The sequence below is a fragment of the Clostridia bacterium genome (genome assembly GCA_036562685.1).
GTDB lineage: Bacteria > Bacillota > Clostridia > Christensenellales > DUVY01 > DUVY01.
In genome coordinates this window covers 24,653-37,504 of sequence record DATCJR010000143.1, presented here as the reverse complement: position 1 = coordinate 37,504, position 12,852 = coordinate 24,653, and the positions used below count along the sequence as shown (strand labels likewise).

General features: G+C 35.1%; 13 protein-coding genes. 1 reads left to right on the top strand and 12 read right to left on the bottom strand.

All coding sequences use genetic code 11. From position 1 onward, the window contains the following. The 10 genes from dnaB to VIL26_06715 form a co-directional block, all read right to left on the bottom strand. Positions 1–1,252 (bottom strand): replicative DNA helicase (dnaB, locus tag VIL26_06760; GenBank protein HEY8390629.1); only part of this gene is annotated, 1,252 nt, incomplete at its 3' end. Positions 1,253–1,296: 44 nt separating this feature from the next. Next, the gene (gene typA / locus VIL26_06755) at positions 1,297–3,111 is read right to left on the bottom strand and encodes a translational GTPase TypA (GenBank protein ID HEY8390628.1); all 1,815 of its coding nucleotides are present in this window, start codon (positions 3,109–3,111) and stop codon (positions 1,297–1,299) included. 130 nt (positions 3,112–3,241) lie between these two features. Beyond that, a complete protein-coding gene (locus VIL26_06750; protein ID HEY8390627.1) occupies positions 3,242–4,207 on the bottom strand; it encodes a hypothetical protein in 966 nt (321 codons plus the stop codon). Beyond that, positions 4,204–5,988, bottom strand: coding sequence for an oligoendopeptidase F (gene pepF, locus VIL26_06745; protein HEY8390626.1), 1,785 nt, complete (start codon positions 5,986–5,988; stop codon positions 4,204–4,206). The genes VIL26_06750 and pepF overlap by 4 nt, the downstream gene beginning before the upstream one ends. Before the next feature lie 17 nt (positions 5,989–6,005). Next, complete coding sequence (locus VIL26_06740) at positions 6,006–7,358, bottom strand: PFL family protein (GenBank protein ID HEY8390625.1); 1,353 nt, start codon at positions 7,356–7,358, stop codon at positions 6,006–6,008. A gap of 8 nt (positions 7,359–7,366) precedes the next feature. Continuing rightward, entirely contained in the window at positions 7,367–7,636 is a 270-nt protein-coding gene (locus tag VIL26_06735) for an ACT domain-containing protein (GenBank protein ID HEY8390624.1), read from the bottom strand. Continuing rightward, a complete protein-coding gene (locus VIL26_06730; GenBank protein HEY8390623.1) occupies positions 7,636–8,157 on the bottom strand; it encodes a hypothetical protein in 522 nt (173 codons plus the stop codon). The genes VIL26_06735 and VIL26_06730 overlap by 1 nt, the downstream gene beginning before the upstream one ends. A 295-nt stretch (positions 8,158–8,452) precedes the next feature. After that, positions 8,453–8,791 carry a hypothetical protein gene (locus VIL26_06725; GenBank protein HEY8390622.1) on the bottom strand — a complete coding sequence of 113 codons (339 nt, stop codon included), beginning with the start codon at positions 8,789–8,791 and terminating at the stop codon, positions 8,453–8,455. A gap of 121 nt (positions 8,792–8,912) precedes the next feature. Then, the gene (gene ftcD / locus VIL26_06720; protein ID HEY8390621.1) at positions 8,913–9,803 is read right to left on the bottom strand and encodes a glutamate formimidoyltransferase; all 891 of its coding nucleotides are present in this window, start codon (positions 9,801–9,803) and stop codon (positions 8,913–8,915) included. Between the two features lie 166 nt (positions 9,804–9,969). After that, on the bottom strand, positions 9,970–10,746 hold the full coding sequence (locus VIL26_06715) for an EFR1 family ferrodoxin (protein HEY8390620.1): 777 nt from the start codon (positions 10,744–10,746) through the stop codon (positions 9,970–9,972). Between the two features lie 144 nt (positions 10,747–10,890). On the opposite strand from VIL26_06715, the gene VIL26_06710 reads away from it, so the two are divergent. Continuing rightward, the gene (locus VIL26_06710; protein ID HEY8390619.1) at positions 10,891–11,460 is read left to right on the top strand and encodes a DUF975 family protein; all 570 of its coding nucleotides are present in this window, start codon (positions 10,891–10,893) and stop codon (positions 11,458–11,460) included. A gap of 118 nt (positions 11,461–11,578) precedes the next feature. Here the strand turns inward: VIL26_06710 and rpsI are convergent, their stop codons facing one another. Continuing rightward, positions 11,579–11,992, bottom strand: coding sequence for a 30S ribosomal protein S9 (gene rpsI / locus VIL26_06705; protein HEY8390618.1), 414 nt, complete (start codon positions 11,990–11,992; stop codon positions 11,579–11,581). A gap of 15 nt (positions 11,993–12,007) precedes the next feature. Next, positions 12,008–12,445: a 50S ribosomal protein L13 gene (rplM, locus tag VIL26_06700; protein ID HEY8390617.1), complete on the bottom strand. Its 438-nt coding sequence runs from the start codon at positions 12,443–12,445 to the stop codon at positions 12,008–12,010. Between the last annotated feature and the right edge of the window lie 407 nt (positions 12,446–12,852).

Genomic DNA, 12,852 nt, shown 5'->3' with positions numbered 1-12,852 from the left:
GTATAAACATTACTATATCGGCATCCTGTTCGATAGCGCCAGATTCACGAAGGTCTGACAATTGAGGTTCGCCTTTTCTTTCTTCGCTTTTTCTTGACAACTGACTTAGTAGCAGAATAGGAACGTTTAGTTCTTTTGCTGTAATTTTTAGAAATCTAGTGATATCTGCAACTTCTTGGGCGCGCGAATCAGCGCGTTCTTTGTTAGGGGTGATAAGCTGCAAATAGTCAATCATTACAACATCAAGCCCTTTTTCTTTTCGCATTCTAAGGCATTTGTTCAAAATTTCCTGAGGACGAATATATGAAGTGTCGTCTATGTATAATTCGCAATTATCCAAAAGCTTGGTTGCTGCAAATATCTTTTTCCATTCCTCCGCTGTCAGGGTACCCTTAGCGGCATGCGTCATAGATACTCCAGCTACCGAACAAATCAATCTTTGCATAAGCTGTTCTCTTGACATTTCCAAAGAAAACACAGCGCAATGTAATTTTGGCTTTTGTCCTTCGGTAACTTTTCTTCCCACATTTAGCGCGATATTGGACATAATGTTCATTGCAAGCGCTGTTTTACCAATACCAGGACGAGCTGCTATAAGAATAAGGTCTGAAGGATGAAGCCCATTAAGTACATTATCAAGTCCTATAAATCCAGTAGGTATGCCTAATCTGTTGGCAGGGTCTTTTAGGTCGTCAAGTTTTTGCAACACAGTAACGCTAAGTTCTTTTACATTGACTAGTTCGTTTCGTTCTTGTTCTTTGCTTATGTCATATAATGAATTTTCAGCATTAGACAAAACCATTTCCGCATCTTCATTTTCATAGGCTTGTTCTACAGCATAAGAACAAGTCTCTATGATGCGTCTTAGCATTGCCTTGGACTTAACAATTTCAGTATGTTTTTTGTAATTGGCAGAAGTAGGAACAATGGAAGCCAAGGAAGTAATATATTGAATACCTCCTGCGCTTTGCAACTGACCTCTTTTTTCAAGTTCGTCTGTCAATGTTATGACATCAAGCGTATTATTTATATCAGGTCGAGAAAGCACGCTGTCCATTGCTTCAAAAATAATCTGATGTGCTTCCGAATAAAAACTGTTTTTATCAAGTTCCTGAATTATGTATATCGCCGCATTATTATCTATGAGCATACAACCAAGAACAGCTTGTTCGGCGTCTAAGTTGTGCGGCATTCTATGCGTAGATTGCAAAACGCTCCGTTTTTTCGCGGTCGTTTTGTTTTGGTCTGCCATTATCCCCTCCGAAATATGTTATATCCATTATAACATAATAAATGCTATTTCTTATTGGCTTTTGCACGAAGTCCAGTGTCCAAAATTTTCTTTCTAATACGAAAATTTTTTGGCGTCACTTCCAAATACTCATCATCGCCCAAAAATTCTAGGGCTTCTTCCAATGACAAAATCTTGGGCGGAGTCAATCTCAACGCTTCATCGCTGCCTGCTGCACGCATATTGGTAAGCTGTTTTTTCTTGCAAACATTAACAACCAAATCCTCATTTTTTGGATTGGCGCCCACAACCATACCCATATATACAGGAGTACCAGGTCCAATAAACAACTGTCCTCTTTCTTGAGCATTAAACAGCCCATAAGGAACAGCTTCGCCTGTTTCCCATGCAATCAATGCGCCCACTTGACGTCTTACGATTTCGCCCTTATACGGTTCATAGCCTTTAAAGACAGAACTTAAAATGCCTTCGCCTTTGGTATCTGTTAAAAACTCAGACTTGTATCCAAATAGACCTCTTGACGGAATAGTAAATTCCATACGCATGCGGTTGCCTTGTGGATTCATGTGCACAAGCTCGCCTTTTCTTATGCCCATTTTTTCCATGACGACGCCTACACTTTCAGCAGGAACATCGACAACAAGAGTATCGACCGGCTCATAACGCTGACCATCTATTTCTTTAAACAAAACTTTAGGCATGCTTACTTGGAACTCATAGCCTTCACGTCTCATTGTCTCTATCAAAATGGAAAGATGCATTTCTCCTCTTCCGCATACCTTAAATGCTTCTGCTGTATCGGTATCTGATACTCTTAAGCTGACATCTTTTATAGTTTCTTTATACAGTCTTTCTCTTAAGTGCCTGCTGGTTACATACTTTCCTTCTTTACCTGCAAAAGGACTGTCATTGACAGCAAAAGTCATTTCCACACTAGGCTCGCTTATTTTTACAAAAGGTATAGGCTCAGGTGCGTTGATGTCGCATATTGTATCGCCTATTGTGACGCCTTCCATACCGCTTACGCACACAATATCTCCCACAGAAGCCTTTTCAACTACCACTCTTTGAAGTCCTTCAAATTGGTATATGTTGCTTACCTTGGCTTTTCTTACGGGACGCAAATTATGATAATCAGTTATAACGACCGGCTGGTTGACATAAATAGTACCGCGTTCTATTCTGCCAATTCCTATGCTTCCTACATAATCGCTATAATCCAATGCAGATACAAGCATTTGTAACGGGCCTTCTGCATCACCTTCAGGAGCAGGAATATACCTAATGATCGTTTCAAAAAGCGGAATAAGATTTTTTCCAGGCTCATTTGCCGAAAGCGACGCTGTACCGTCTCTGCCTGAACAAAACAAAACAGGGCTGTTTAGCTGTTCACCGCTTGCATCAAGTTCTAGCAACAACTCTAGTATCTCATCTTGCACTTCATTAAGTCTGGAATCAGGACGGTCAATTTTGTTAATGCAAATTATAACGCGATGATTAAGTTCCAAAGCCTTTTGCAACACAAATCTAGTCTGAGGCATAGGACCTTCAGCTGCATCAACTATCAATAATACGCCGTTAACCATTTTTAGTACTCTTTCAACTTCTCCGCCAAAATCCGCGTGTCCCGGGGTATCGATGACATTTATTTTATAATTGCCGTATTTTACTGAAGTGTTTTTTGCAAGAATTGTTATTCCTCTCTCACGCTCAATGGCGTTAGAGTCCATAACTCTTTCCTGAACATTTTGATTTTGTCTAAACATTCCGCCTTGACGGAGCATTTGGTCAACCAATGTTGTTTTACCATGGTCAACATGAGCAATTATAGCTACATTTCTTATGTGATTATTAGTCATATTCCTTTTTGCACAATTAAGCTTAACGAAAAATCGTTAAGCTTTAAAAATCCTTTATTTAAAATTTCGGGGGCAAAAAATGCCCCCGATTGTTTTTTAATATTTTAATGTTTGAGGCAATAAAAAAGTATTATCGGTATTCATCTCCGAAAACAGACGGGGGAACCTTAGGAGGAACGGGTTGAACAGGTGTTATTTTAGGACGGTTCTTCTTTACAAAAAAAGCCACCAACACCAGTATTCCCGCAAATAAAGCTGTTAATACAAGCGCTAATATATTCCAACCTACGCTGTTGGGCTTTAGAGTTACCAATTTTATTTCATTGCCAATTGTTTCGTCATTTCTTTCCCAAATCAAACTTGTCAGCAATACGCCATGTTCCACTCTGTCTGCTGTATCTTCCATTCTACCTCTACCATAAGACAAAACAAAACGGTATAATAGTTCTTTTATATCATCTTGGGGAATATTGGGGAATTCTTCTCTAAATCCTTTGAAAACTACTTCCCCTGCACTATTTTTGATTCCCAAGACAAAAACTCTTGCAAAATCAATATATGTTTGGTTGTCCTTTTTTACAGTATAAAATTCTTCGTCATAAAGATCATTCCAGCTTTGTTTAACAATCAAAAAAGGAGATTGGATAGTGTCAATTATTCTGTAATAGAAAAAGCCCTTTTCTACCACTCTAGATGACTCGCCATCGCTTTTACCATCATTTCCAAAATAGTTGTTATAAGCCGTCTGATCTGTAAATATTTGAGAAAAACAAACTACAGCTTTGTTGTTTTCTTTTTTAAAGCTCAATTCCCAGCTCATATCTAGCTCGCTAAAAGAGCGCTTGACCAAATCATCTTCAATATCATCTTGATCAAGCACTTCCCCAGCATAAAGCGCAAAGAATTTGAACAAAAACTCTTTCATGTCTTTTAGTTCATAACCCTTTGCTTTTAGATAGTCTTCTTCAAGATATACCTTGTAGCCTTGAGCGACTGAATAGTCGTAATTATCAGAATGGAAATATTCGACTGTAGCGCAGCCGCTCAGACAAAGACATAATATACTTATTAAGAAAACAACTTTTATTTTTCTCATATCAATTTATCTAATTGTTCTACTGTGTTCTTAAATACATCCATAGCTTTCTTGTAGGGAGCGGGTGTAGCAAGGTCAATACCCAAATCTTTCATAATCTCGTAAGGTGATTTTGAACCGCCAGCCTTCAAGAAATTCATATATTTTTCTAAGAATCCTTTTTCACCTGATAATATTCTTTGTGAAATATCAATAGCTGCTGTTATACCGGTAGCATATTTATATACATAGAAAGAACGATAGAAATGAGGAATTCTTGCCCATTCTATTGAAATTTCATCATCATAGGTAACAGCTTCGCCGTAATAACGCTTATTGATATCACCATAAATAGAGCTCAAAAGATTAGGTGTCAAGGGTTCGCCTTGTTCTACCAGATCATGTGCCTTTTTCTCAAATTCAGCAAACTGAGTCTGACGGAACAAAGTTGTTCTTATAGAATCAAGTCTGTATGACAAGAGATATTTCTTTATTGATTCGTCTTTTTCTTTTTTCAATAGATGCTCTAACAAAAGCATTTCGTTAACTGTAGAAGCAACTTCTGCTACAAATATCTCATATCTTGCCTTGGCTATAGGCTGATACTTTGAAGAATAATAGCTATGCATTGCATGTCCTAGTTCGTGTGCTACTGTAAATACTTCACGTGTCGTCTTGGTATAGTTTAACAAAACAAAAGGATGTGATTTTGTTGCATCAATGCAGTATCCGCCGCTTCTTTTGTTTTCTGTCTCATACACGTCTATCCAGCCTGTATTAAATGCCTGATCCAAAAGCGCTGCGTATTCCTCTCCTAAGGGTTTTAGACCTTCTTTTATAAGCTCTTTAGCTTCGTCAAATTCCAAAGCAAGGTCAGCATTTTCCACAAGAGGAACATACATATCATACATATTGTATTCAGGATTATTAAGTACTCTTTTTCTCAATTCGATATATTTGTGTAATACATCAAGATTTTCGTTAACAGCTTTAATAAGTGCGTTATAAACATCAACCGGAACATCTTCTGCTGCAACAGCCTGTTCTAGATAACTGTTAAATTTTCTTGCCTTTGCATAAAATACGTCTTTTTTTACATTGGCGTAATAGTTTGCACCTATTGTATTAAGTACTTTTTTGTATTCAGCATAATATGCCTTATATGCTCTTTTTCTTACATCTTTGTCAGTATTTTGCATCAATACACCATAATTGCCATGTGAAACTTTAACGGGTTTTCCATCAACTTCAATTTCAGGCGGTGCAAAGTCAGCGTTATCAATCATTTGGAAGATATCTTGGAAATCGCCAGAAAAATCGCCTACCATTGACAAAAGCTTTTCTTCATTTTGGCTCAGGATATGCTCTTTTCTCTTGATCAATACCTTAAACATATAATCATATTCTGAAAAATCAGGATTAGCTGCTATTGCTTCTAGTTTTTCTTTAGGCAATTCTGATAATTCAGGATTAATAAAGCTGGTTTCAGTAGATGCTTGACTAGCAAACATAGCTATCTTATTGTACATTCCAACATATTTGTCATTAACGGTATTTTCGTCTCTTCTGCAAAAAGCATATACATAAAGTTTTTCTAATGTGGCGTTGAATTCATCTGAAAATTTCAACAGCTTCAAAATTGTATCTTCATCTTTGAGTTTGCCAACATATTTAGAAAATTCGGGTAATTGTGATTGCAATTCCTTAAATTCACTTTCCCACAAATCATCTGTGGCATACATATCTTCCAATTTCCATTTGTACTTGGGATCAACTTCTTCACGCTTCAAAATTTTTTCCATTTTTTTAACCGTCCTTATTAATTTTTATTTGAATGAACTGGCGCAGGTACTCTGCCACCACGGTCAATAAAGCTGTCAGGTCTGAATTTATTAACAGGCATTATTGGAGCACTGCCCAACAGTCCGCCAAATTCAACTTTTTGTCCCACTGTTTTTCCTTCAACAGGGATAAGTCTTACTGCTGTTGTTTTATTATTAATTACACCGATCGCGCATTCGTCCGCAATAATTGCTGAAATTATCTTTTCGTCGGTATCTCCAGGTATAGCTATCATATCAAGTCCTACGCTGCAAACACATGTCATGGCTTCTAACTTTTCAAGCGATAAAGAGCCTTTTTCCACTCCTGCAATCATTCCTGCATCTTCACTAACAGGAATAAATGCACCGCTCAATCCGCCCGTATGACTGCTTGCCATAATGCCGCCTTTTTTAACTGCATCATTCAAAATTGCAAGACAAGCCGTAGTTCCGTGAGCGCCTACGCTTTCTAAGCCCATCTCTTCAAGTATCTGGGCAACGCTGTCTCCTGCAAGAGGTGTGGGTGCTAGCGACAAATCCACAATACCGAATTGCGCATTAAGTCTTTTTGCTGCTTCTTTAGCAACAAGCTGACCTACTCTTGTGATTTTGAATGCGGTCTTTTTTATGGTTTCGGCTACCACTGTTAGATCGCGTCCACGTACTTTTTCTAATGCAACTTTAACTACGCCTGGACCGCTTACACCTACATTTATAACGGCATCGCCTTCGCCTACTCCATTAAATGCGCCTGCCATAAAAGGATTGTCCTCAACTGAGTTTGCAAACACTACAAGTTTTGCACAGCCTATACTGTCATGGTCTTTGGTTAATCTAGCAGTATGTTTGATGATTTTGCCCATCATTTTTACAGCATCCATGTTGATGCCAGACTTAGTGCTTGCGACATTGACTGAGCTGCATACTTTTTGAGTAGAAGCCAATGCTTCGGGAATAGTTTCTATAAAATATCTTTCCCAATCAGTCATGCCTTTGTGAACAAGAGCAGTATAACCTCCCAAAAAGTCCACTCCGGTAGTATTTGCCGCACGATCTAATGCCTTGGCGATCTCTATATATCCCAAAGAATTAGCACCTATCAGACTTATTGGTGTTACAGAAATACGCTTGTTGACAATAGGTATTCCATAATCACTCGCTATGTCTTCGCCTGTTTTAACAAGGTTGCAAGCTAACTTGCATATCTTGTCATATACTCTTTGGGCTGTGGATTTAGGGGTCTCTCCGATACAGTCAAATAAGGATATCGCCATAGTAATGGTACGAACATCCAAATGCTGACTGTCTATCATTTGTATTGTTTCCAATATCTCGTTATTATTAATCATGTCAAACCTTATATCTTATGCATCGAATTAAAGATATCTTCGTGCTGAATGCGTGCATTAACTCCGATTTCTACACCCATAATGTCAAAATCTTTTTGGATATCGGATATTTTCTTATTGCATTTTGTTATATCCACTAACATAATCATAACAAAATAATCCTGCAAAAGTGTTTGGCTTATGTCTTCTATGTTGGCACCTATTTGGGTAAGATAAGTACTTACCTTGGCTATGATGCCTGCTTTATCTTTGCCTATAACTGTAACAATAGCACGCATTATTCTACCTCAGCTTTACTGATAATTTCATATTCAAGTAATATACCTGCATGAGATCTATATTTGATTACATCGCCTGGAGAAAAAGGCGGATGTTCCAAATCTTTTCTAATCAAAACACGTCTTTGAGGCATATCAGGGCGCTTAAACATCTTTTCTTCTAACATCATCACATAATATTGAACTCCGTCTTTTTGTGTGATGTTGTCGTCAAAGTATAAGAATTTTCCGGTATATGTTTCTGTTAATCCTGTGAAAATGTTTTTTAGTGTTTTATAATATTGTCGAGTAAGACGAAATTTTAATGAAAAGAAAAACCAAAGTACACATAAATATACAGCCGTCAAAATGATGTTAAGCATTTTTGCAAGCGATACTCCAAGATTGTGTCTAAATACCACAATCAAAACATTAACGGCTGTCAAAATTACAAAACTAACTATGATAGCTGTAATATAGATTTTGAGTAGCTTTTTAGCTTCTAAAAGCTCGTCTTTACTAAATAATTTTACTACCGCCACAAAACCCTTGCCTTTTTACAAAATATTGGAAATATTATATCACTCATTGTTCTATTTTACAATGATTTGAGATAAACACAAAAAAACGTTAAGTAGAATTTTATATTAATTAAAGTTTTAAAATAAAGTATTATGTAAAAAATAAAACCCTATTCTCTACCCTATCGGTATATATGCACATATATGCATACCTACATAATATTTTAAAGTTTAAAGTTTTTAAAATAATTTAATATATGTACATTTGCACATAAAAAAAGGCAGTTTTTTAACTGCCTTTTTATTTATAATAGTATTATGCTTTTAACGCTAGTTTGGCAAATTGATTCATTATTTGTGCTTGCACTTCAGGGAAGAATGAGAAGATAACTACTACTGCTACTAGCGCAAGATAAATAAGTGTGAGAATCAACCCCTTGTCTATAACAAATTCAAGTCCTACAATCGCTACTACGCCTATTATGGCATATGTTTTGGTTATGGCAATAACTTTAAGAAGTATTTCATTGTCAGTTAAGCCAAAAGCTGTGTTAATAAAAGAAAAAGCCAGAAGCAATATAACCAAAAAGGCCAAGACTTCGCCTATTACGTCAAGCACTTTTTCCAAAGGCTTGCCTATCGTCTTTTTAAACATAAAAATCCTCCATTAAAATTAATATATTAAGTATATCAATCAATTATTAAAAATTTATTAATAAAAACTAATAAAATGATTAAATTTATGCTTAAAATAAGTCTTAGATAAGATGTTCTTTTTATTTATTCCATAGCTTATATTCTAATACTCGATTTTCGTCAAAATCATCGAATAAAACGGCTTCTTTTAGGCTTTTTGAAATTATGTGCATAGGTAAATAACCTATTAGCTCACTATTTTTTATGCTTACGCCTTGTTCTTCTGCTAACTTTTTTACAGTGGAAAATACCTGATAAAGTGAAACAGCATCGCAGTCTGTTATATTCATAGAAACCTGCGCGGTATTAATGCTTTCTAGCATAAGTCCTAATGCTTTTACGCCCCTTAATCCACCGTTAGATTCTCTTATCTTTGACGCAATGCTTTTTGCAATATTAACATCTGATGTATTAAGATTAATATTATAAGCAACCAAAAAATCCCTTGCTCCGCAAGCCGTAACACCGGCTGTTTTATGCGGTATGTTTTGACCGTAATCAGGCTGCCATTGGGGATCTTGCATTTTTTGAGCCATATTTTCAAAGCCGCCCCGTCTTATATCAGATAATTGCACTTTATTAGGTGCGGTTGCAGAATTAGCATATAAAAATATAGGAACGCCAAATCTTTTCGCAATAGTTTTTCCTACTTTTTTAGATATTTTTACAGCTTCATCCATGGTCATATTTTTTACAGGAACAAAAGGAATGACATCAGCAGCACCCATTCTTGGATGAACGCCTTTATGATGATTAAGGTCAATATGTTTGACAGCTACTCCTACTGCCTCTATTATTGCCTTTACAACTTTTTTTGGATTGCCAGCCGAAGTAATTACAGAACGGTTATGGTCTACATCGCACTCATAATCAATTAAAACCCCGTATTTTTCAAAACAGTCTTTTAGTATTTTTAAAATCTGAGGGTCTGAAGTGCTAAAATTAGGAATACATTCAACAATCTTTTTCATTATTTTTTAATTATAGCATTATAACAATTCATCTGCAAATATGCGCATATTTGCAAATTTCATATAATCTTGCATGGATTGCCAAACAACAGCTCTTTCCGCACTTTTTTTCACAAAAATTGTGAAAAATAAGGTATTACTAACCTATTACACTTATTTATATTTCTTATATCAATTCCCTAAAATCAATCTCTGGATTAGTATATCTTTCTCTTCTTTTTGTTAATGGCGTATAGTCGATACATTTTTGAGGACACCAATTAAGACACGCCATACATTGTGTACAATGGTTATGCCATTTTGGCTTTCCTTTTTTTAAAACTACATTATGTGTAGGACAAACTTTAGTGCATATTCCGCAAGACGAACAGCATTTTTTAGCTTTGAAAAAAACATGAGAAAAAGGCAAAAAGCCATTAAAAACGGAGCCTATTATTGAAGTCTTTATATAATCCAAAAATCTATTATGCTTTTCAATATAATAAACTTCATTTTTTATATCATTTGCGATTTCTTGTATTTTTTGCTTAGCATTGGTTAATTTTTGGTCAATCACACTTTTTTGGTCAGGACGAAAAATAGCAATATAATTTTCAGGCATTATAATTCCCCTAAAATAAACTGTTTTAAGTCCAATCTTTTTCAGTTTTTTAATAAACTTTATGCCTGCCCTAGAAAAGCTCGAACCATAAGTTATTATGACAAAAACATATTTTGGATTTTTAGAAAAACTAATTTTCTCTATTATCTTGTTTAAGATTTTGGGATAAGTATAAGCATAACACGGAATCACAAATCCTAAAACATCGGAATCTATTGCTTGAATGCTTGAACTTAGGTATTTTGAAATGTTTATGCACTGACCTTCTAGACTTAATGCAAGATTTTTTGCAACAAAAAGAGAATTTCCCGTACCGCTGTAATAAAAAACAGTTGTTTTCATATCTTTATTAATTGTAGCATTTATATAAGATTTATTAAAATGTTTAGAGATTATTAATAGTATTTTAATCAATTTTTAATTTTAATTTATTGTCTCTTTAATTTAAAAATGCTATGCTGATTTTAGTTGAATTGGGAGGAAACCATGAAAAGATGCAAAGATTATCGCCGTTTAGGTTGGAATGCAGTAAGCCAATATTGGATTAAAGCTATTCTCTTTAATCTATTGGCAATGATTATAACTTCAGGCTTGACTAGCACAGTAATAGGTTTCTTTATTTTAGGCCCTTTTAATGTTGGTATGTACTTATTTTATTTGAGATCTGTTCGAAGAGAAGATGCTTCTTATGGCTCACTTTTTGAACCAATTATTAAAGGCGATTTTTTAAGAACTATTATTTTACATTTGCTCAAAGTTGTTTATACCATTTTGTGGACAATGTTATTATTTATTCCTGGCATAATTAAAAGCTACTCTTATGCGATGGCAGAATTTATAGCAATTGATAATCCTAATATGAGCGCAAATGATTGCATCACAGCAAGCAGACAATTAATGCGCGGCAAAAAATTCAAACTTTTCCTACTTGATCTTAGCTTTATAGGCTGGATAATTTTGTGCATAATACCTTTTGTCTCATTATTTGTAATGCCTTATATGAATGCTACTAGAGCTGCTTTCTATAATGATATAAAATCAGAATTGCGTAAATAAAAATTTTTAATAAATATTTAAAGGTATCCCTTTTAAAGGATACCTTTTTTTATATCTAACAATATAAAAAATCCTCTTTCGTTTTGAAAGAGGATAAAATCTTTTTGCATAGTGATGATTAACGTTTTGAGAATTGAGGTGCGCGACGTGCTTTCTTGAGACCGTATTTCTTTCTTTCTTTCATACGAGGGTCTCTTGTCAAGAAACCAGCTTGCTTCAAAACTGTCTTGTATTCAGCATCAGCTTCAACCAAAGCTCTTGAAATACCGTGTCTTATAGCACCTGCTTGACCAGTAAATCCTCCGCCTTGAACATTAACAAATATATCCCATTTGTCAGTTGATTTTGTAAGTTCTAGCGGTTGACGAACTATTAACTTTAATGTATCCAAACCAAAAAATTCATCAATATCTCTTTTATTGATTGTAATCTTGCCGGTTCCGCCCGGAACAAGTCTAACACGTGCAATAGCCTTTTTTCTGCGGCCTGTTCCCCAATATTGTATCTTTTTTTTGCTTGCGATTTTCGCCATAATTATAACCTCTTACTATCTTTTAAATAATTCTAAAACTTCGGGTTTTTGTGCCTGATGATTATGCTCTGCGCCTTTATATGTGCGAAGCTTTTTAATCATAGCTCTACCCAAACTGTTTTTAGGGAGCATGCCTTGAACAGCTTCATACACTGCTTCATCAGATTTTTCAGCCAAATATTTGCGATATACTGTGGTCTTTAGACCGCCGGGATAACCCGAATATGCTTTCTTTTCTTTTTGATCAAGCTTATTGCCTGTTAAAACAACCTTATCACAATTAATAACAATTACATGATCGCCTGTATCAATATGTGGTGTAAAAATGGGTTTATTCTTTCCGCGCAAAATAGCAGCAACTTGAGATGCTAATCTTCCCAAAGGAATACCATCTGCATCAACAACATACCATTTTCTTTCTATTTCTTGTGTTTTTGCCATAAAAGTCTTCATAGTTTTTACCCTTTGATAAGTCCTGATTTTTATAACGTTTCACGCCATTATAAAACAGTCTTATTAATTATGATTTTATTCATGTGGATATTCTTTTGTCGGGGCTAATGACAAAAAAACACATCCACCTAATAGATGCTTAGATATTTTATTAAAAAATTAACTTAATGTCAAGTAAATATCACAGTTATCATATCTCAAAACATTTTTTAATATAAATAAATTATGCATGCCTAACTAAAAGAAATAAGTCTATTGCAAGCTTGACAATAGATTAAATAATACTTTATTATTATGAAGAAAAAAATAACCATATAAGACTTGTTTATATCAAAAAATAAGATACTTTTGGCAGTTGTCTTAAAGGTTTTGACTTTTGACATGTTGTCAAAAGTCTTTTTTAATTA

Bases quoted from the DNA above. Each gene is read 5' to 3' on its own strand.
- typA (HEY8390628.1), bottom strand. From the start codon at position 3,111: ATGACTAATAATCACATAAGAAATGTAGCTATAATTGCTCATGTTGAC.
- VIL26_06750 (HEY8390627.1), bottom strand. From the start codon at position 4,207: ATGAGAAAAATAAAAGTTGTTTTCTTAATAAGTATATTATGTCTTTGT.
- pepF (HEY8390626.1), bottom strand. From the start codon at position 5,988: ATGGAAAAAATTTTGAAGCGTGAAGAAGTTGATCCCAAGTACAAATGG.
- VIL26_06740 (HEY8390625.1), bottom strand. From the start codon at position 7,358: ATGATTAATAATAACGAGATATTGGAAACAATACAAATGATAGACAGT.
- VIL26_06735 (HEY8390624.1), bottom strand. From the start codon at position 7,636: ATGCGTGCTATTGTTACAGTTATAGGCAAAGATAAAGCAGGCATCATA.
- VIL26_06725 (HEY8390622.1), bottom strand. From the start codon at position 8,791: ATGTTTAAAAAGACGATAGGCAAGCCTTTGGAAAAAGTGCTTGACGTA.
- ftcD (HEY8390621.1), bottom strand. From the start codon at position 9,803: ATGAAAAAGATTGTTGAATGTATTCCTAATTTTAGCACTTCAGACCCT.
- VIL26_06715 (HEY8390620.1), bottom strand. From the start codon at position 10,746: ATGAAAACAACTGTTTTTTATTACAGCGGTACGGGAAATTCTCTTTTT.
- VIL26_06710 (HEY8390619.1), top strand. From the start codon at position 10,891: ATGAAAAGATGCAAAGATTATCGCCGTTTAGGTTGGAATGCAGTAAGC.
- rpsI (HEY8390618.1), bottom strand. From the start codon at position 11,992: ATGGCGAAAATCGCAAGCAAAAAAAAGATACAATATTGGGGAACAGGC.
- rplM (HEY8390617.1), bottom strand. From the start codon at position 12,445: ATGAAGACTTTTATGGCAAAAACACAAGAAATAGAAAGAAAATGGTAT.